The organism is Corynebacterium pseudokroppenstedtii, from assembly GCF_019754945.1.
GTDB classification, from domain to species: Bacteria; Actinomycetota; Actinomycetes; order Mycobacteriales; family Mycobacteriaceae; genus Corynebacterium; species Corynebacterium pseudokroppenstedtii.
On the sequence record NZ_JAEUWU010000002.1, the window covers coordinates 297,670 to 316,207 of the forward strand.

An 18,538-nucleotide genomic window follows, 5' to 3' on the forward strand; every position below is an offset into this window, starting at 1 on the left:
GCACCCGAACGCTATTTCTCTTCAGCGCTTAAATACCGCAGCGCCACCCGCGTCGACTGCTCAGCAGCCCCACGCAACACCGGGTCCACGTCTGTGTAGATCTCATCAACCAACTGGTCCACCGAAGCATCATCCCCCAGCTTCTTGCGGGCCTCACGGATCTGGTCAAGGCGGTGGTGGCGTCGATCAAGGTATTTCTCGGCAAACGGCTCCAGATCCGGGTGGTCCGGCCCATGCGCAGGCAACAACGGAACACCAGCGCCACGCTTCTTCAGCATCTCCAACGTCGTCAAGTATTGACCCAAATCACCATCGGTCTCGGAGATCATGGTCGTGTGCTTGCCGGCGATGGTATCGCCCGTCAAAATCGCCTCAGGCTTCGTATCGCCCGAACCATCATCGGCCTGAGCAGCGTCGGCACTCGAGTAAAGGAAGAAACACACCGAGTCCGCAGTGTGGCCAGGAGTGGCGACGACCTTCACGGCCGGAGTAACGCCCTCGACGGTGATCACTTCACCATCCTCGAGCGGATCCCCCATTTTGCAGAAACGCTTATCGACAGACCGGACGGGCGCCCCCGTAATCTGCGACAACCGGTTAGCCCCATCAGCATGATCCGGATGCCGGTGAGTCAAAAGAATCAGCGCGATTTCCGACGCATGATGGTTAAGAACATTCAGGTGGCCTTCATCCTGAGGGCCCGGATCCACAACGATCGACCGCGGATCACCATCAGCTCTAATGACCCAACTATTGGTGCCCTCTAGCGAGCCATAGCTGGGATTGGGACATAAAACAACGCCCGCGTTGGGGGTAACGGGACGCAACTGGCTATACGCAGGATGCTCCATGCATGTCAGTGTACGTCCTCGCGCGGTCTGTCAAAATCTCATCGGGTCAGAGACGACCGAAAAAATGCCGAAACGGGGGCAATTCCGAGCACGACTTAGCACACGTTCGGCAAACCCCCGGGGTACGACGGGCTTTCGTCGCGGAGTTACTCGCTTGTGTTAGGCCGCGGCTGTGTTACTCCGCGCCGGTGCTACGTCGCGCGATAACTTCGACCTCGACGGGCGCATCCAGGGGCAAGTCCGAAACCCCCACCGCCGAGCGCGCGTGGGCCGTACCGAAAACGTCGCCGAAAAGATCCGACGCACCATTAATTACCCCGGGTTGGCCACCGAATCCGGGTGCCGACGCCACAAACCCCGTGACTTTCACAATCGACACTGAGTCAATGTCAACGAGGGAATTAATCGCGGCCAATGCGTTGAGTGCTGCCTGGCGGGCGTAGCTGGTCGCGTCCTCCGCGGAGACGCCGGCGCCAACTTTGCCCGTCGCCGGGAGTTCGCCGTTCTTGAAGGGGAGCTGGCCCGAGACGTAAATCGTGTCCCCCGCGATCACGGCCGGGGCGTAGGAGGCCACCGGTGCCGCCACCTCCGGGAGTTCAATCCCGAGGTCAGCGAGGTTCTTCCGGGGGCTCTGAGTGGACTGTCCGCTGGTCGTCATAAAACTAGTCTTCCTTCGGGCGCTTCATGTAGGCAATGTGCTGCTCGCCTGTTGGGCCGGGCATAACTGCCACCAGCTCCCAACCGTCGGCCCCCCATGTGTCCAAAATCTGCTTCGTCGCGTGCGTCAACAGCGGAACTGTCGAATATTCCCAGGTTGTCATGAACCTAGCCTAACAAGAATCAGCTGCACTGGGCTTAATCACCATCGCCGGCTCAATCAACAGTGCAGACGGGGTGGCCTGTTATGACCGGCCGGCATACCCCGCATAAAAGTCCGCCCAGCTTTCCACTTCAGGGTGCTCCCGCAACAATGCCCGACGCTGCCGCTCGGTCATGCCACCCCACACGCCGAACTCCACGCGGTTATCCAAGGCGTCGGCACGGCACTGCAAAACGACGGGGCAATGTCTGCAAATCGCTGCGGCTTGTCGCTGCTTCGACCCCTTGACAAACAACTCCTCAGGATCGATATCACGGCACTTGGCGTGAGTGATCCACTGGCCACGCTCCGTGAACGACGACGGATCCGTAAGCGAATCCACCTTCTGCTGGATTCGTCCGTCCTTGGTTGTGGCCAACGATGTATCAGCCGGTCGGGTCAGCGATGCAGTCATTGTGCACTCCTCTCCGTGGTCACGTTTGCATGCTCGCGAAGCCGTGAGCGTCACCCTGGTATTCCGAGATACCGTGTTTTTGTGGATATTCACCCTGCTTAGCTGACTGTAAGTCTATTCACACGCCAAACAAACTGTCGACTACATCACATTTCGGGGGTAGTCGCACTAACTACTTAACGGAAGAGTAGGTTTTTATCCATCTGTGTTTCCCCTGAGCACATGCCCATAATCGGTGAGACTCACTTCACAAGGCCAATCACTGGGTAGGGTGTAAGCGTGAACCGACGATCTGATGCTCCGGCACCTAGCCTGATCCTTTGCGGCGCCATACTCCTCGCCACCGTGCTGGTGGCGCTCAGCGCGCTGCCCGTCGCCCTGGCAGCCGGAGCCACGATCAACCGTGGCCACAACGCCATGGACTCCAATTATCACGACATCGCCAGCGCCAAGTTTCCGCAGGTCTCCTCCATGACCGACCGGGACGGCAACCCCCTGGCCACGTTCTACACACAGCGCAGAGAAGAAGTTGCGTCGGATCAGATCTCGGAACCGATGAAGAAAGCGATCGTCGCCATCGAGGACCGACGGTTCTACGAGCACCACGGCGTTGACCTGCGCGGAACTGCCCGAGCGGTCGTCGCCAACATCACACACGGGGGCGTCGCCCAGGGCGCGTCCACCCTGGACCAGCAGTACGTCAAGAACTACCTCATGCTGGTCAAGGCCAAGACCGACGACGAACGAGCTGCTGCCAACGAGGACACCGTCGCGCGCAAGCTTCGCGAGATGAAACTCGCGTCCGACCTGGATAAAAACCTCTCCAAGGACGAGATTCTGACCAGGTATTTGAACCTCGTGGAGTTCGGCAACGGGGCGTACGGCGTGCAGACCGCGGCGCAGACGTATTTCCACGTCGACGCCAAAGACCTCACGGTGCCGCAGGCCGCGCTGCTGGCCGGGATGGTTCAATCCACGTCGGCCTATAACCCGTTCACCCACCCCGACGCCGCGCTGCAGCGCCGCAACACGGTCATTAACGCCATGACCAGCACGGGGGCGCTGTCCACTGCCGACGCCGACGCCGCGAAGAACTCGCCGTTGGGTGTCGTCGATAAGCCCGAAGCCCCCACCAACGGATGTATCGGGGCCGACGACGCCGGGTTCTTCTGCGATTACGCGCTGCGCTACCTGGACTCGCACGGGATCTCGAAGGACGACTTCATTTCGGGCGGCTACACGCTGACCACCACGCTTGACCCGAACGCGTTGAATTCCGTCAATGCCTCACTTGAACAATATGCCCCTGCCACTACCCCCGGGGTTGCCGGAGCGATGAACCTGATCAAGCCCGACGGCCACCAAGTCCTCGCAATGGGCGCCTCACGGCACTATGGGCTCGACGCCAGCAATTCACAATCCGTCTTGCCATTAGCATCGCACCCCGTCGGCAATGGGGCTGGCTCCATTTTCAAAGTGTTCGCTGCAGCCGCGGGGCTGGAAAAGGGGATGGGGATCGACACGGTGATGGACGTGCCGTCGCGAATCGAGGTATCCGACATGGGCCACGGTGGCGCGCCGGGGTGCCCCGCCGACAAATACTGCGTGGAAAACGTCGGCGCGTACCCGTCGAAAATGACGCTCAAGCAGGCGCTTGCCGAGTCGCCGAACACGCCATTTATCGACCTCGAAAAGCGACTTGGTGTGGGCACCGTTGTTGATACCGCCGTCAAAATGGGGCTACGCAGCTTGGCTGACAAACCCAGTTCCGACAACGGTGATAACGGCGACAACAAGGACGAGAAATCCCAAGCCGACACGATTAAAGAGACCAACCAAGGCTCGTTCGTGCTCGGCCCGGTCGCCGTCGATCCCCTCGAACTGAGCAATGTGGCGGCAACCATCGCCAACGGCGGAACGTGGTGCGAGCCCAACCCCGTCCTGAAGGTGACCGATCACGACGGCAAAGATGTCCCCGTCACGCCGCCGAAGTGCGAACAAGCCATCCCCACCGACGTTGCAAACGCACTGGCCAACGGCCTATCTGACGACGTCAGCACCGGCACGGCCCACGAAGCCGCCGAGCAGACCGGGTGGGACGGCACCCTGGCCTCAAAGACCGGTACCACGGAAACCAACCAATCCGCCGCATTCATGGGGCTCACCAGCGGACTTGCCGGCGCCGTATACATCTTCAACGACGGCAGCACCAGCTCACCGCTCTGCACCGGCCCCCTGCGCCAATGCCCCGATGGCAACCTCTTCGGTGGCAAGGAACCCGCTGATATCTACCTCAGCGCGGCCAAACCTCTTATCGACGCCTACGGCGGGCACACACTTCCGCCCATGAACCCCTCCTACCAGGCAGGAACCAACCCCGAGGCGATCGGATACTCACGCGCGGTGCTCCCCCAACCCACTAATTCCGGTTCGACGGGAGGCACCGGCGGAGGTGCCACCGGTGGTGGTGGCAGTACCGGCGGCGGGGGCGGAGTACCCGCTCCAGCGCCCGCACCCGCACTGCCCGACATCCCCGGCATGATTAACGACTTCCTGCACACCTATGTCCCACCCCAGCTGCAGGGATTCCTCCCGTAGCGACGGAGCCGGCGCGTGGAGAAGTGGCCGGCGCGTGGAGCCACCGGCCGTAGCGCGCTACCCCTGAAGCTGCGCGCGAACAGCCGTCGATAAGCGTTTACCGTCGGCAGTGCCCTTGGCCTCTGCGGTGGCAGCCTTCATTATCTGGCCCATCGCCTTCATGGAAACCTCGCCGCCGTCGGCTTCATGTTGCTTGATTACCCGGTCTACCAGCGCATTCAGTTCCTCATCCGAGAGCTGCTTCGGCTGGTAGCGCTCCAGAACAGAAATCTCAGCGCGCTCAGAGTCCGCGAGTTCATCGCGACCCGCCTTCGCATACACATCAGCGGATTCGTGCCGCTTCTTAATTTCACGAGCAATCACGCGGAGAATGTCCTGGTCCGACGCCTCATGCGCCTTCCCCGACGTTTCTTCCTCCTGGATCGCGGCCAACAACATACGCAATGTGCTGGTCGTTTCCTTGTCGCGGTTCTTCATCGACTGCTTGAGATCCTCGCGGATCATTGCTTTCATACCCATGCCCTTGAGGATAGCGCCCGTCCGGACACTGACCAGCCGAATCGGAAAAGCGTCCCGCCACCTTTACCATGGGCGTGTGAGTATTTTTCCCCGGTCCATTGGCAAGAAAATTGCGGCCACCGCGGGTGCTGCGGGTGCTGCAGGGGCCGCTGCTGCGCTGCTCGGCGCTAGCCGGTTCCGCCTCGCCGTCACAACCATCCCCATGCTGGAGAAAGGCACTTTTCGGGGGCGTCGTAACGAATTCCGCATTCTGCACATCTCGGACCTCCACATGCTGCCCCACCAGCAGCTCAAGCAGCTGTGGGTCAGTGAGCTCGCCGAGCTGGAGCCGGACCTGGTTGTCAATACCGGGGATAACCTGGGCGATCCTAAAGCCGTGCCTGCCGTCGTTCAGACACTTTCCCCTCTCTTGACGACGCCGGGCCTGTTCTGTTTTGGCACCAACGATTATTGGGCACCGACGGCTCCCAACCCGCTGCGCTACCTCACAGGCAAAAAGCAGAAGCACAGTGACCAGGGCATGCCGTGGAAGAATCTGCGTGCGGTGTTCAAGGAGCACGGGTGGGAAGATTGCACACACCAGCGGCATGATTTCGCCGTCGACGGGTTCCGACTTGCGGTTGCTGGGGTCGACGATCCGCACGGGGATTTGGATGACTACTCGCTGATCGCTGGGGAGCCGAATAAGGACGCAGACCTGTCCATCGGGTTGACGCATTCGCCCGAGCCGCGGGTGCTGGATGCCTTCGCCAAGGATGGGTATCAGCTGATCCTGGCTGGCCACACGCATGGTGGGCAGTTGTGCTTGCCGGGTGGGAAGCCCATCGTGACGAACTCTGGGATCGACCGCGAGCATGCCTCCGGCGTTTCCGAGTGGAAGGACTCCATTCTCAACGTTTCGCCCGGCCTGGGAACGTCCAAGTTTGCACCGGTGCGAACATTCTGCCCACCGACCGCACAGCTGCTGCGCATCGTCGAAAAGGGTGGCGGTGGAGCCGACGACCTCCCCGAGCCCACTGTCGACGAGATCGAAGTGGGAGACGGCTTCATCGAGCGAGAAATTGTAGTTAAGGAACTTTAGGCAGCGCGCCTGCGTAGTGATTTGGCAGTACGAAAGAGCGTGCGCTAGCCTTAGTCGAGTTGCACCGGGGTATGGCGCAGCTTGGTAGCGCGCTTCGTTCGGGACGAAGAGGCCGTGGGTTCAAATCCCGCTACCCCGACAAATAAATGACCTCCGCCACTTTCATTAAGAAAGCAGCGGAGGTTTTGCTGTATGCGGTGGGGGTTCTGGCCGGGCTTGCCGCGTGCGAGGGTTACCGCGTCAACTATTCAGCAGCGTCCTTAGTCAGCATGACGTCATAGTTCCGGACAACCGAGTTCATCGAACCGTGCGGTGGCCTCTTCGCCTCTTCTTCCTTGCTGGATTCGCGCTCACGCCAGCCGTGGTCTTCACGGAACTTGCGGGAATTGCGCCATCCCAGGAAAGCTTCCTGATCGCGCCACCGAGTGATCACGATCCAGCGGTCGTCGGCAGGTTCCGTCGGCTTGCACAGCTCGAAGCCTTCGAATCCATCGAACGTGTCCAAGGACTGCATGTTCTGGGAAAAGCGGGAAACAACTTCGTCCGCGCGATCTGACGTAATGGTCAGCTGGTTGGTAACTACGATGCTCATGAACTCATATTAAGCATTGGCTGGCTCATAAATAAAGCGACAGAGCGTCGCAAGCCAATATATCCAGCCTAACTTACCCCTTAAATAACAGGTGAGACTGTCGCAAAAACGAAACAGGTAGAGAAAGCGCTGGTCAGAGGGTTAAAACTCGCGTGTGCTTAGCCCATCAATAAACCACGACGCCCCCACGTCCGTCGTCGGCGACGAGGTAGAGATAGGCCACCGAGCACAACAAGGTCACATGCCAGAAGAAGGCACCCCAGCAACGGAAGAAGAACCGAAGCTACGAATAAAACTCCATCAGTACGTCGATGGGTGACGTTTTGCACCTACGGTTTAGCTAGTCAGATTTCTTTTTCCATAGGTAATACCCTTGAACACACACCACGAATACAAGCGAGAAAACCGCAATAATTTCTCCCATCGTTTCGTGCCCTGTTCTCATCGAGATGATGATAGCTAGGAAAAGCAGGCCCGTGACGTATCCAATTTTGTTCATTGCAACCCTAGAGAACGATAGGAAATAGGAAGATGAAAACGATTGTAAACGTTAAATAACTCCGTTTACGTTAACTAGATGTGAATAATCAGAAAGCCACATAAACAGCGAGCGATATAACTATCACGAGAGCACGAGCAAATAAACGAATTGCGACCGGAGGCCCTCGTCGGGAATTCTCGACGCCCGTCTACACGCCAATCCACGTTTTCTCCACAAACCTCCCCGCCGTCGCCAAGTTTGAGTAATTTAGATCACATGAATACTCGCACTGCAGCCCTCCTCGTCAAACGTGTTTTCCGCTCACCGCGCCTCTTCGCCGCCGCCATGAGCGCGTATCCACCTCTTTTTGCTGCAGGAGTGAGAATCCGGGACATCCCCGACGATTGGTCGTCGGCACACCTCGTACTCAAGGTCAACCGGCTCAACAGCAATGCGCACGGGGCAGCATTCGGCGGCTCGCTGTTCTCCATGACCGACGCCATGTTCGGCATGCTCGTGATGCAGCGCCTCGGGCGGGAGTATGAAGCCTGGACACGCACCGGCACGTTCCAATACATCAACCCCGGCCGCAATAACGCCCACGCCACCATCCGGGTCACGGACGCCATGGTCGAGCAAATCAAACATGAAATCGCATCCGACGGCTTCTGCAATATCCCGTACACCACGGTGATCACCAACGACGACGGCTCTACCGTCGGCATTGGACAGCAAGAACTTCACTGCCGGCTGCGCAAGGGTAAAGAAGCACAACGCTCACACCGCGAGCAGGAACGTGGAGGTTCGTCCCCTCGTGTGGTCAACCGGCGCATTGAGCCTCACGAAGCCCGCGGAATCACACTTCTTTCATTAGCGACGGCGGTCGCGTGGCGTGCTTTCGGCCCGGCGTCATCCTCCGTCGAGCAACACGACACCGACGCATCACACAACGCCGGCACGTTAACCACTCTCCTCAGCGCTGCCCGACGAATCCCCGACCCGGAAGACCGCGCACGGTTCGTCGTCAAGAAAGTACTAGAGGAAAACGCACTCACGCCCCAGGACATACAAGAGATGGGAATTCCATCACGCCTCATTCCCAAGGAATAGAACCGCGACCACTGGTGTATCCGGGCCCGACCACCGCGACCACTATGGCCACCGCAAACCTATGCGTGGCCACGCCCCAACACCGTTAACCGCTCTGCACCTGCGTCGTTACACTGGAAACTATGAGTAGCGCACATTATCCGAACGTGTACCGAGCTGCAGATGACCGCTACGAACCCGAGGCGCACTCCCCCATGCCCTACAACCGCTCCGGGGATAGCGGCCTGAAACTTCCCGCGATCACACTGGGATTGTGGCACAACTTTGGTGGGGATCGCCCGCTGGAAACGCAACGCGCAATCCTCCGCCGTGCGTTCGATCGTGGCGTCACCCACTTCGACCTGGCCAACAACTACGGGCCACCACCCGGATCCGCGGAATCCAACTTCGGCCGCATTTTCGCCCAGGATTTCCGCCCATACCGCGAAGAAATGGTGATTAGCTCCAAGGCCGGCTGGTATATGAATAGCAGCCCATACGGCTTTGGCGGCAGCAGAAAGTACCTGGTAGGAAGCCTGGATGCGTCGTTGAAGCGGATGGGCTTGGACTATGTCGACATCTTCTACCACCACCGCCCAGACCCCGACACGCCTCTGGAAGAGACAATGAGCGCGCTCGACCACATCGCACGATCAGGGCGCGCGCTCTACGTAGGCATCAGCTCATACTCGCCCGAACTCACGCGGCAAGCACAGAGCATCGCCCGCGACCTGGGCACACCGCTCACCATCATGCAGCCCAGCTATTCCATGTTTAACCGGTGGATCGAAGGCCCCGACGGCCCCACCGACCCATCCGTATCCCCCGCCGCGAAGACATCGCTGCTGAAAACATGCGCAGAGAACGGCATGGGAGTTATCGCGTTCTCTGTCCTTGCCCAAGGCCTGCTGACCAGCAAATACCTCAACGGTATCCCGGAAAACTCACGCCTGGGCAACCACAAGATGAACTCCACATTCCTCAACGACGACACCCTCGAGGGCATCCGTGCCCTCGACGCCATCGCCGAAGAACGTGGCCAATCGCTGGCACAAATGGCGATCGCCTGGGCACTTCGACGGCCAGAGGTGACATCGGCACTGATCGGGGCAAGCTCGGTCGAGCAACTCGACGACAGCCTCGGCGCGCTAGACAACCTGTCATTTACCGACGAGGAGCTGCGCACGATTGACCGCTACGCAGTGGACCGCAATATCAACCAGTGGCAAGTAGCGACGGACTCCCGTGACTAACTCCGAGCACGACACGAACGGCCGCAATGGGAGCGGCCACCCCCTCACCCGGCGCGAACGCATCATCAGGTGGGCAACCGGGTACCACAGTCTCGAATGGTGGAACGAAGCTAAAGAACGACCCTCTATGTCGATGGTTCCGCTAACCATCACGGCTGTGATGGTGGGATTGGGCACGGGGATCATTGCTTCCCTCTTCCGTGTATGCCTCGAACACGCGGAAGCGTGGAGGACCACAGTGTTCGAGTGGTCACAAGATCATGGGGTTATCGGCGTGATCGTTGCCATTGTTGCACCGGCAGTATTGGCCATGGTGGGAGCAGCGATGGTTCGCCACCTGGAACCGGTGGCGGAGGGATCCGGTATTCCCCGCGTTGAAGCCATCGTGAAGGGCAACGCTAATCCCACCCACATGCGCCTGTTGCCCATCAAGTTCATCGGGGGGCTGATGTCCATCGGAGGAGGCCTGGCACTCGGGCGCGAAGGCCCGTCAGTGCACCTTGGTGCGTCGGTGGCTACGATCCTGGGCCGGACCTATCGCAACAACCGTGCCGACCTGCGCTTACTGATCGCCGCCGGAGCGGCCTCCGGACTCACCACGGCGTTTTCCGCACCCCTGGCCGGTGCCGTGTTTGTGCTTGAAGAATTGGTCAAGCGCTTCGAGGCGAGAATGACGGTAGCGGTTCTCTCGGCCTCCGGGGCGGCGTATTCCATGGCACATATTATCGTCGGGGATGACCACGTGTTCCCGCTACCCGAGCCAGCCCCGCCAACGCTGGATAACGGACCTTTTTTCCTGATCGTGGGACTAGTCGCTGGATTCGCTGGGCTGCTGTATAACCGCACACTCATGCGGACTCTGGCAGTGGTCGATGCATCAACATTCCCTGTGGAACTTCGCGCGGGCATGATCGGAGCGGCCATCGGTATCGTCGGTTATCTCGGCCCCAATCTGGTGGGTGGCGGAGATTCATTGACAATGGATGCTCTGATGGGGCGAGGCACTGTCATGGTCCTCCTCGGCCTCCTGGTTTTGCGTTTCATCATGGCGATCGGTTCTTATGTCGCACTCACACCGGGCGGTTTGTTTGCCCCCATGCTTGTGTTGGGCGCTGAGCTCGGGCTGATCGTTGGACTCGTGTGCCACGCACTGTTCCCGCAGGTTGCGCCGGATCCGTCGGCCATGGCAATTGTCGGCATGGCGGCATTATTTGCCGCGAGTGTGGGGGCGCCGGTGACCGGGCTTGTTCTGACCACCGAGATGACAGGTGCCGTTGTGCTCCTTCCGCCACTTTTAGGAGCGTGCGCAGTTGCGATGTTCATCGCCGTGATCTTTAAATGCCGTCCTATTTACGACGCTTTGGGTCTGCGGTCGGCACGGAACGTCGCAAAGAATGCCGCAGCCATTGAGAAACGGACGAATCAAGCAATGCAGGCAGAACGACGTCGGCCATAGTGCTTGAGCTGTACATAGCGGAACAGCCGACGCAACCCAATGGCCCGAGGCACTACTTAAGCCGCGCCGTGATGTAAGCGCTCGTGCCCACTGTGATCCTTCGCTTCCAACTGGAATGTCGTGTGTTTAATAGCCACCGGAAAATGCTGAGCCGTGCAATCTTCCAGGGTATGAAGGATCCGATGATGCTCGGCCACGGAAAGACCACTATCCACTGCCACATGGGCAGTGAGGGCTACCACACCCGTGCTGATCGTGTTGATGTGGAGGTCATGGCAATCCTTAACGCCATTGACGCCGCAAATATGTTCGCGAACATCATCGAGGTCGATTTCGTCGGGGGTGGCCTCCATCAGAATTCGGATCGCTGTGCGGAGGAGCGTGAATGCGCGCGGAACCATCAGCGCAACGATAAACAGGGACGCGATCGAGTCAGCGCGCACCCACCCCGTCGCTAAACCGATAATCGCGGCAAGAATGACAGCCAGCGAGCCCAAAGCGTCGTTAACCACCTCAAGAAATGCGGCGCGCATATTGAGCGAGCTCTCGCGCCCACCTGCCAGAATGATAATCGACGCAGCGTTAGCCACCAGGCCAATAGCTCCGATGATAAGCATGGGCACGGGTTCGACATCGGGTTGGTTAATGAGGTGAGATATTCCCTCCACCGCGACAATTCCGCAGATAATAATCAGCATGCCTGCTTGCAGTGCGGCTGCAAGTACCTCCGCTCGCGACCATCCCCACGTGAAACGGTTATTGCGTGGCCGCTGCGACAGATGCACGGCGATCAGGGCGATAACCAGGCCCGACGAATCAACCAACATATGGCCAGCGTCGGCTGCGAGGGCCAGCGAACCGGAGATCCACGCACCGATGAGCTCTGCGATCAGGATTGTTGCCGTGACCGCGAGGGCAGCAATTAATCGACCTCGTGATGAAGCTCCATGATCGTGAGAGTGGCCGTGGCTATGTCCGTACCCATCTCCGTGCCCGTGATCGTGATGGTGTGCCTCCCCGTGGTCGTGTCCGAGGGACATGTTGTGAGCCATGATCGTCTCCAAAGAAGTATTCGGGCACCAGAAGGAGTTTTCAAGCAATAGTGAGCGTCATGACATGACAGCCGTCATCGGCCATAGTGCTCGCCACCGTCACGCTCTCCGCCACGGGTGTTTCGCCACGCAACTTTGTTTTCAATAGCGCCGTCGTCGTTTTCAATAATTCTGACCCTAACACCCGTCCACCCGATACGACAAGGCTTTTTCCTAAAATAATCTCAGCTCACACCCCCACATCATCACCACAACGACATTCCCCACTACAAGAGCAATCGTCGCAGCGTGGAATTCTGGACTGCAACTGATACCCTGGAAAACTGTTTATTATATGTTTATGTCCACTTAAACCGCAGGTGTTGATGCTTCGTGGAGCTTATCGCGATCCCCTTATTCGTGGTGCTCGCCCTCATCCTGGTTCCCCTGTTTGTTCGATTACTCGACCGCAACGCAGGGTGGCCCCTAGCCCTTATTTTCATCGCGTCCGCTATCCCGCTCCTCCGGAAGTTGCCTGACATCATCGACGGCAATCCCTGGACTTGGAAGGTCACGTGGATTGAGGACTTCCTCCCCAATGGCGCCGATGTGATCTTCTCACTCCGCGCCGACGCCCTATCCACCTTTTTCGCCCTGCTCGCGTTGGGCATCGGTGCAGCCGTGTTCATTTATTCAACACGGTATTTACACGGTGGCCGCGGATCCATGAGCTTCTACCTGCTCATGACAGCCTTCATGGCAGCCGTCGTCACTCTTGTTCTTGCCGACGACGTCATCCTGATGTTCATCTCATGGGAGCTCGTGTCACTGGCGTCGTTCTTCCTGATCGCGAGGTCAGGCCCCGGCGGCGAGCTGGGATCAATGCGCACGATCATTCTGACGTTCTTCGGTGGGCTTACGCTTCTAACCAGTTTGGGCATTAGCGCTGGTGTGACGGGCACGACCAGCCTGTCGGGGATTATTCATTCGCCAGAATGGGCGCATCACCCCACGTTGCTATCTGTCATTGCCGTGTTGATTGCGACGTCGGCATGCACGAAGTCGGCGCAGTTCCCCTTCCACTTCTGGCTCCCCGAAGCGATGGCGGCAGATACTCCGGTGTCCGCCTTCCTCCACGCAGCAGCCGTCGTAAAAGCGGGTATTTACCTGCTCTTACGTTTCTCCGCTCTCTTCCATGACGACGCGTGGTGGCGCGGTCTGCTCATTATCGTTGGTATGTTCACCGCGATTATGGCGGCACTGTTTGCCCTCCAGAAGAATGATCTGAAGAAACTGACCGCGTACTCAACGGTGTCTCAGCTGGGCTGGATTGTGTGCACCATTGGTATTGGCACACCGCTCGCCATGGCGGCGGCGGTGGTGCACACGCTGGCGCACGCCCTGTTCAAGTCCAGCTTGTTCATGCTTATCGGTGTAGTAGACCACCAAACGGGAACTCGCGACATTCGTCGCCTCGGACCCATCTGGCGGAAAATGCCCTGGACATTCAGCATGGCTGTCATTGCAGCAACCTCAATGGCCGCAGTGCCGCCACTATTCGGCTTCATCTCTAAAGAAGGAATGTTGGACGCCATGGCAGAGGGCGAACTGGCCACGCCCGCTACCGCACTACTGCTCATCTGCGCGACGGTGGGCGCAATTTTGACGTTCGCATACTCCTACCGTTACGTCTTCGGCGGTTTCGTCGACGGCACACGTGATGTCAGCGACGTCCACGAAGCACCACTGTCCCTGTGGTTACCCGCAGCAATCCCCGGTTTCTTGTCCCTCCCGCTGGGCTTTGTTCCGGGCTTCATGGATTCCTTCGTGGACGCCGCAGCAGATTCTGCGTTGAGCACGCACCACGCGACGCACACTCACCTCGCCCTGTTCCACGGCATCAACGTGCCGCTGACGATCAGCGTCGTGGTGATCGTCGTCGGTGTCACATGTGTTGTCTTCCGTAAGGCTATTGCGCGGGTTCTCGTCGGTAAGGAACTATCCCCCTTCACGGGAGCACACGTGCTCCAAGGTGTCATTACCGGTGGTTCTCGCTGGGGCAAGCTGGCCGGCTCCATGGCGGATTCCGTCTCACCGACGCGCCACCTGGCCCTCCCATTCTTAGCGGTTATCACCCTCGCGGGTTCCGTGGGCGTCGGGGCGCTATTTAATGGTGGCGCCATCGATGGCGTCGATATGGGTTCCCGGGTGGGCGGAATTGACCGTCCGCTGGATTACGTTGCCCTGGTCACGGTCATTATTGGTGTGGCCACTGCGGTTCTGTCGCGACGTCGCTTGTCGGCAGTCATTGCGGTCAGCGCTGCCGGTGTCGGCGTTACCCTGCAGATTCTTACCCTAGGCAGCCCGGATGTGGCGCTCACCCAGATTTTGGTTGAGCTTCTCACCACCGTGGTCCTCATGCTGGTTATCCGGCTGCAACCGCGTGATTTCGAGGCCCGATCCGCACGGCGCGATCGCTGGGCCGGAACGATCGCGGTTCTCATGGGATTGACGACGACGGTCGGCGTGATCGCGCTGGTCGGCTACCACGGAAAGCCGTTGATTTCGCAGTGGTACCTCACCAATGGGCCCACGATTTCGCACGGTAATAACGTCGTGAACACAATCCTGGTGGAGTTCCGTGCTTTCGATACCATGGGCGAGCTTTCTGTGCTCGGTATGTGTGGTGTGGCGATCGCCGCGGTGGTGCTCTCCGTGCCGCGTGTGCGCGACGACATCCGTGGATCCTTGGCCGCTATCCCGCGCCCGGAGCTGAACTCGTTACCGATGAGGTGGATGGCGAAACTTCTCATCCCCGTCCTCATTCTGATCAGCGCGGCCGTGTTCTGGCGCGGACACAACCACCCCGGCGGCGGGTTCATCGCGGCCCTGATCGGTGGTGGCGCGCTGATGTTCTACTACCTGTCCCGTCCGGCAGATAAGGCGCCGACCAACAACCGGCTCCCCTACATCCTTGTGGGGTCAGGTATTTCGTTAGCAGTCCTTGCAGGTCTCGCCGGTTACCTCGGGCATGCCTCTGGTGAAGAAGGCGGGCACGGCTCCCGCGGTTCCTTCCTCCAACCGCTCAATGCCCATGTTGGTGGCGAACTTTTGACGACGGCCCAAATCTTCGACGCCGGCGTCTACCTAGCCGTCCTTGGTTTAGTGGCCATCGCACTCTTGCAATTGGGTGGGCCAATCCGCCCCGGCGCGGAAGCGCCGCTAGGGCCTGTGCGCTCGCACGGTGGGTTCTCTCCCCTCGGCTCTAATGAGCCAGATTATGCACCGTCTACTCAGGGCACTGATCGCGATACCGTGTCTGAATCGGCGTCCGATAGTGGTGGCGATACGTCCGGCCGGAAACCCGTCGACACCGTGGAGGTGGAAGAATGATTATCGCAATAACGATTGGTGTGCTGACCGCCGGCGGTGTGTTCCTGGTTCTACAACGGGGAATGGTCCGGTTGATACTCGGAATGACGCTCATTGGCCACGCCACCAACTTGACGCTCCTGGCTGCCGGCATTGGAGCGTGGCGGGCGGAGCCCATTATGAGTGGCACGAACCCGCACGATGCAGCCGATCCGTTGCCGCAGGCTTTCGTGCTGACGGCAATTGTTATTTCGATGGCCACCACCGCATTCATGCTGGCCTTGGCCGCATTAGGTCGCTCCGATGACACGTTGAGCGACCCGGTCAAGGAGTTCCCCGATTTGTTTGCAGCATTTAAGGACTCGGTGTGGAGCACGGAGGAAAAGTCCGTGCCCGCTAAGGAGAAGGTGGCACAGGACCAGGCAAAGGATTCGCAGGAGGAGCACCATACTCCTACCGACGACGCCTACGTTTTGCCCGATCACCTCACCAACGAGGTGACAGCGCTACAGACGATGGGCCGCAGTGCGCGTCGAATTTCGACCGACTCGAACCAGTATCGACGCCGCCAAGAGCGCGAGGAGGGCATCGAATAAATGGGAACATCCACCATTGCGGCGCTGCTGCCGCTCTTCCTTGCCGGGCCGTTGGCGGCCGCCGCTCTTGCCGCCATGTCGCCGTGGAAAGTACTGCGCATTGCTTTGGCTTTCGTCGTGCCCATCGTTGGTTTCGCTGCAGGCCTAAGCCTCATGATCTACCACTGGAACCACCCCGCCATCGCCGAAAACGTCGGCGGTTACGCTGCTGGTATCGCGATTCCGTTCGCATCAGATTCGTTCTCGTCGTTAATGATCACGATGACCTCGATCGTGTGTCTGGTCTCTGTGTGGTTTGCGACGGCTGTCGGAGAAATGAATGCGCGGTTCTATCCTGCTCTGGTGTGCATGCTGATGGGGGGCGTGTACGGGGCGATGAGCACCGCGGATTTGTTCAACCTGTTCGTGTGCATTGAGGTCATGCTTCTGCCATCGTACGCGTTGCTTGCGATGACGGGTACGTTGCAGCGTCTCCGTTCTGGCCGTTTGTTTGTGCTGGTGAACTTGATTACGTCGGCGGTGCTGGTTGTTGGTGTCACGCTCACCTACGCGACAGCGGGGACGTCGAACCTGCCCGCACTGGCCAGTGCGGCCCGGGGCAATGGGCCAGTGGTGGTGACCGGTGGTCTGATTCTTCTGGCGCTGGCTATTAAAGCTGGTCTGTTCCCTGTTCACACGTGGTTGCCGCGCACCTATCCGAACACGTCGCCGGCCGTCATGGCTTTGTTCTCTGGCCTGCACACCAAGGTGGCGTTCTACGCGATTTTCCGTATTTATGCTGTCATGTTTGGCCTGGATGACCGCTGGTCGTGGCTCATTCTGGTGATTTGTGTGGCAGCCATGCTTGTTGGGTCATGGGCAGGCTTGGGTGAACGTACAATGCGTTCAGTTTTGGCCTACCAGATGGTCAACGGTATGCCATTTATGCTGGTGGGACTTGCCTTTGTGGACCATGATCCCCGTCGGATGCTGGCAGCGGGAGTGTTTTACGCGGTTCACCATATGACGGTGATTGCGTCGCTGACGCTATCCATCGGCTCGATTGAGGAAACGTACGGAACTGGCCGTTTGCAGCGCCTGTCCGGCTTGATGCGTCGTGACCCGTTGGTCGCGGCCGTGTTCGTCGCCGGGGCTTTGTCAATCGTCGGTTTGCCCCCATTTTCCGGTGTGATCGGTAAATTAGGTGTTGTTATGGCTGTGGCCAGTGACTATTCGGTGAAGTCGTGGATCGTGTTGGCGGCCATCGTCATCGCCGGTATGGGTGCGCTGCTCTCTATGCTCCGGCTGTGGCGCGAAGTGTTCTGGGGCAAACCCATGAACCCGCAGTATGTTGACCGCCAACTGGCTGTTCCGGTGCGGTTCATTTTGCCGTCCGCGGTGATGGCCCTGATGTCGGCTGGGTTACTGCTAGGCGCTGGCCCGGCGATTTCAGCGACAAACCACGCAGCGGATTCGCTGCTCAACGTGAAGGCCTACCAGAGTGCCGTTCTTGGCGACGACGCCGTAGGCGTTGCGAACACCGGTGGTGCTGGTTTGACCGGTGATTCTCATGATCCGGCCGACGTCCCCGATGACATGATTGTTCATCACGATGATGAGGACGCTCACGCAGCCGATGAGGGCACCAACCACGCTGCTCAGGCTGACCATCACACCGATTCACATAACCGTCAGGCGTCGGCAAGCGTCGCGGGTCCCACAGGAGGACAAGAATGAAAGTACTTCGTCTCACTCTGCATGTCCTACGGTACGGTACCTGGCTCGTTGAACAAGTGTTACTAGCAACGTGGTCCATCATTGTGGATGCCAACAAGCGTCGTTCAGAGATTGATCCGATCATTGTGGCATACCCGTTGCGTGTACAAACTGACCGCGAGGTCGGCCTGTTTACGACGTCGATCACCATGACACCGGGAACATTATCGTTGGGGCTTCTTGAAGTGGGGGATGCCCTGCCCCAGGATGTTTCCGATTATCCGGGCCCTCATGAACCGATGCCGGCAGAAGATGCTCCAGATGGGCGAATTCTTCTGGTGCACGCTGCGTTTGGTAGCGACCCGGAGGCCATTATGCAGGAGCTAGCAGAAATGGAACAGCGGCTTGCCCCACAAGTCTGTCGGCGTACACACCCCCGGTGTGCTAATGGCTACACCAGTAAGTTGTATTACTCAGATGACGCCCCAAATGGCGGCCCTGGACCGCAGTCCTTCACTAAACCCGGAGGGCCGAGCATTCCCCCTGGTTATGCCGGAGGAGATACGGATGCCACCGGATTCTCTGTTGAGTCCATTGTTCGGGAATCGGCCAGGTCTTCACGCAGGGATGCTCCGCAGAAGGAGAGGTAA

General features: G+C 59.0%; 18 protein-coding genes and 1 tRNA gene. 11 read left to right on the top strand and 8 right to left on the bottom strand.

Annotated features, from left to right (window positions below; translation table 11 throughout):
• Positions 1-11: 11 nt before the first annotated feature.
• From JMN36_RS04255 to JMN36_RS04270, 4 genes are all read right to left on the bottom strand, one after another.
• Entirely contained in the window at positions 12-851 is an 840-nt protein-coding gene (locus tag JMN36_RS04255) for an MBL fold metallo-hydrolase (RefSeq protein ID WP_221923917.1), read from the bottom strand.
• Between the two features lie 175 nt (positions 852-1,026).
• Positions 1,027-1,509, bottom strand: coding sequence for a RidA family protein (locus JMN36_RS04260; protein ID WP_221923918.1), 483 nt, complete (start codon positions 1,507-1,509; stop codon positions 1,027-1,029).
• Between the two features lie 4 nt (positions 1,510-1,513).
• Entirely contained in the window at positions 1,514-1,672 is a 159-nt protein-coding gene (locus tag JMN36_RS04265) for a Sp36 family protein (protein ID WP_012732603.1), read from the bottom strand.
• Between the two features lie 81 nt (positions 1,673-1,753).
• Positions 1,754-2,125 (bottom strand): WhiB family transcriptional regulator, encoded by a 372-nt coding sequence (locus tag JMN36_RS04270; protein WP_012732604.1) that lies wholly within the window; start codon positions 2,123-2,125, stop codon positions 1,754-1,756.
• Positions 2,126-2,404: 279 nt separating this feature from the next.
• On the opposite strand from JMN36_RS04270, the gene JMN36_RS04275 reads away from it, so the two are divergent.
• Entirely contained in the window at positions 2,405-4,723 is a 2,319-nt protein-coding gene (locus tag JMN36_RS04275; protein WP_221923919.1) for a transglycosylase domain-containing protein, read from the top strand.
• 57 nt (positions 4,724-4,780) lie between these two features.
• Here JMN36_RS04275 and JMN36_RS04280 read toward each other — a convergent pair whose 3' ends face one another.
• Positions 4,781-5,242, bottom strand: a complete 462-nt coding sequence (locus JMN36_RS04280; RefSeq protein WP_236881689.1) for a GatB/YqeY domain-containing protein — start codon at positions 5,240-5,242, stop codon at positions 4,781-4,783.
• Between the two features lie 76 nt (positions 5,243-5,318).
• On the opposite strand from JMN36_RS04280, the gene JMN36_RS04285 reads away from it, so the two are divergent.
• Both JMN36_RS04285 and JMN36_RS04290 read left to right on the top strand, forming a co-directional pair.
• On the top strand, positions 5,319-6,323 hold the full coding sequence (locus JMN36_RS04285) for a metallophosphoesterase (RefSeq protein WP_236882986.1): 1,005 nt from the start codon (positions 5,319-5,321) through the stop codon (positions 6,321-6,323).
• Positions 6,324-6,388: 65 nt separating this feature from the next.
• A tRNA-Pro gene (locus JMN36_RS04290) sits at positions 6,389-6,462 on the top strand.
• Between the two features lie 105 nt (positions 6,463-6,567).
• Here the strand turns inward: JMN36_RS04290 and JMN36_RS04295 are convergent.
• The gene (locus JMN36_RS04295) at positions 6,568-6,915 is read right to left on the bottom strand and encodes an antibiotic biosynthesis monooxygenase family protein (protein WP_012732608.1); all 348 of its coding nucleotides are present in this window, start codon (positions 6,913-6,915) and stop codon (positions 6,568-6,570) included.
• A gap of 154 nt (positions 6,916-7,069) precedes the next feature.
• Here JMN36_RS04295 and JMN36_RS04300 point away from each other — a divergent pair, with 154 nt between their 5' ends.
• Positions 7,070-7,234 (top strand): hypothetical protein, encoded by a 165-nt coding sequence (locus JMN36_RS04300; protein WP_204087677.1) that lies wholly within the window; start codon positions 7,070-7,072, stop codon positions 7,232-7,234.
• 21 nt (positions 7,235-7,255) lie between these two features.
• Here JMN36_RS04300 and JMN36_RS04305 read toward each other — a convergent pair whose 3' ends face one another.
• Positions 7,256-7,414, bottom strand: a complete 159-nt coding sequence (locus JMN36_RS04305; RefSeq protein WP_012732610.1) for a hypothetical protein — start codon at positions 7,412-7,414, stop codon at positions 7,256-7,258.
• Between the two features lie 258 nt (positions 7,415-7,672).
• On the opposite strand from JMN36_RS04305, the gene JMN36_RS04310 reads away from it, so the two are divergent.
• The 3 genes from JMN36_RS04310 to clcA all read left to right on the top strand — a co-directional run bounded on the left by JMN36_RS04310 (position 7,673) and on the right by clcA (position 11,194).
• Positions 7,673-8,506 (top strand): DUF4442 domain-containing protein, encoded by an 834-nt coding sequence (locus JMN36_RS04310; RefSeq protein ID WP_204087678.1) that lies wholly within the window; start codon positions 7,673-7,675, stop codon positions 8,504-8,506.
• A 122-nt stretch (positions 8,507-8,628) separates the two neighbouring features.
• The gene (locus JMN36_RS04315) at positions 8,629-9,738 is read left to right on the top strand and encodes an aldo/keto reductase (protein ID WP_269150691.1); all 1,110 of its coding nucleotides are present in this window, start codon (positions 8,629-8,631) and stop codon (positions 9,736-9,738) included.
• Positions 9,731-11,194: a H(+)/Cl(-) exchange transporter ClcA gene (gene clcA / locus JMN36_RS04320; RefSeq protein WP_236881687.1), complete on the top strand. Its 1,464-nt coding sequence runs from the start codon at positions 9,731-9,733 to the stop codon at positions 11,192-11,194. Before JMN36_RS04315 ends, clcA begins: the two co-directional genes overlap by 8 nt.
• Positions 11,195-11,250: 56 nt before the next feature.
• Here the strand turns inward: clcA and JMN36_RS04325 are convergent, their stop codons facing one another.
• Positions 11,251-12,246 carry a cation diffusion facilitator family transporter gene (locus JMN36_RS04325; protein ID WP_012732614.1) on the bottom strand — a complete coding sequence of 332 codons (996 nt, stop codon included), beginning with the start codon at positions 12,244-12,246 and terminating at the stop codon, positions 11,251-11,253.
• Between the two features lie 372 nt (positions 12,247-12,618).
• Here JMN36_RS04325 and JMN36_RS04330 point away from each other — a divergent pair, with 372 nt between their 5' ends.
• From JMN36_RS04330 to JMN36_RS04345, 4 genes are read left to right on the top strand one after another with little or no spacing between them, the layout of a single operon-like run.
• Positions 12,619-15,618 (top strand): DUF4040 family protein, encoded by a 3,000-nt coding sequence (locus tag JMN36_RS04330; protein WP_204087679.1) that lies wholly within the window; start codon positions 12,619-12,621, stop codon positions 15,616-15,618.
• On the top strand, positions 15,615-16,193 hold the full coding sequence (locus JMN36_RS04335; RefSeq protein WP_012732617.1) for a cation:proton antiporter subunit C: 579 nt from the start codon (positions 15,615-15,617) through the stop codon (positions 16,191-16,193). Before JMN36_RS04330 ends, JMN36_RS04335 begins: the two co-directional genes overlap by 4 nt.
• On the top strand, positions 16,194-17,909 hold the full coding sequence (locus JMN36_RS04340; RefSeq protein ID WP_221923921.1) for a monovalent cation/H+ antiporter subunit D family protein: 1,716 nt from the start codon (positions 16,194-16,196) through the stop codon (positions 17,907-17,909).
• Positions 17,906-18,538, top strand: coding sequence for a Na+/H+ antiporter subunit E (locus JMN36_RS04345; protein WP_012732619.1), 633 nt, complete (start codon positions 17,906-17,908; stop codon positions 18,536-18,538). The genes JMN36_RS04340 and JMN36_RS04345 overlap by 4 nt, the downstream gene beginning before the upstream one ends.

Coding starts and splice junctions, on each gene's coding strand:
- JMN36_RS04255 (WP_221923917.1), bottom strand. CDS start 851: ATGGAGCATCCTGCGTATAGCCAGTTGCGTCCCGTTACCCCCAACGCG.
- JMN36_RS04260 (WP_221923918.1), bottom strand. CDS start 1,509: ATGACGACCAGCGGACAGTCCACTCAGAGCCCCCGGAAGAACCTCGCT.
- JMN36_RS04265 (WP_012732603.1), bottom strand. CDS start 1,672: ATGACAACCTGGGAATATTCGACAGTTCCGCTGTTGACGCACGCGACG.
- JMN36_RS04270 (WP_012732604.1), bottom strand. CDS start 2,125: ATGACTGCATCGCTGACCCGACCGGCTGATACATCGTTGGCCACAACC.
- JMN36_RS04280 (WP_236881689.1), bottom strand. CDS start 5,242: ATGGGTATGAAAGCAATGATCCGCGAGGATCTCAAGCAGTCGATGAAG.
- JMN36_RS04295 (WP_012732608.1), bottom strand. CDS start 6,915: ATGAGCATCGTAGTTACCAACCAGCTGACCATTACGTCAGATCGCGCG.
- JMN36_RS04305 (WP_012732610.1), bottom strand. CDS start 7,414: ATGAACAAAATTGGATACGTCACGGGCCTGCTTTTCCTAGCTATCATC.
- JMN36_RS04310 (WP_204087678.1), top strand. CDS start 7,673: ATGAATACTCGCACTGCAGCCCTCCTCGTCAAACGTGTTTTCCGCTCA.
- JMN36_RS04315 (WP_269150691.1), top strand. CDS start 8,629: ATGAGTAGCGCACATTATCCGAACGTGTACCGAGCTGCAGATGACCGC.
- JMN36_RS04325 (WP_012732614.1), bottom strand. CDS start 12,246: ATGGCTCACAACATGTCCCTCGGACACGACCACGGGGAGGCACACCAT.
- JMN36_RS04335 (WP_012732617.1), top strand. CDS start 15,615: ATGATTATCGCAATAACGATTGGTGTGCTGACCGCCGGCGGTGTGTTC.
- JMN36_RS04340 (WP_221923921.1), top strand. CDS start 16,194: ATGGGAACATCCACCATTGCGGCGCTGCTGCCGCTCTTCCTTGCCGGG.
- JMN36_RS04345 (WP_012732619.1), top strand. CDS start 17,906: ATGAAAGTACTTCGTCTCACTCTGCATGTCCTACGGTACGGTACCTGG.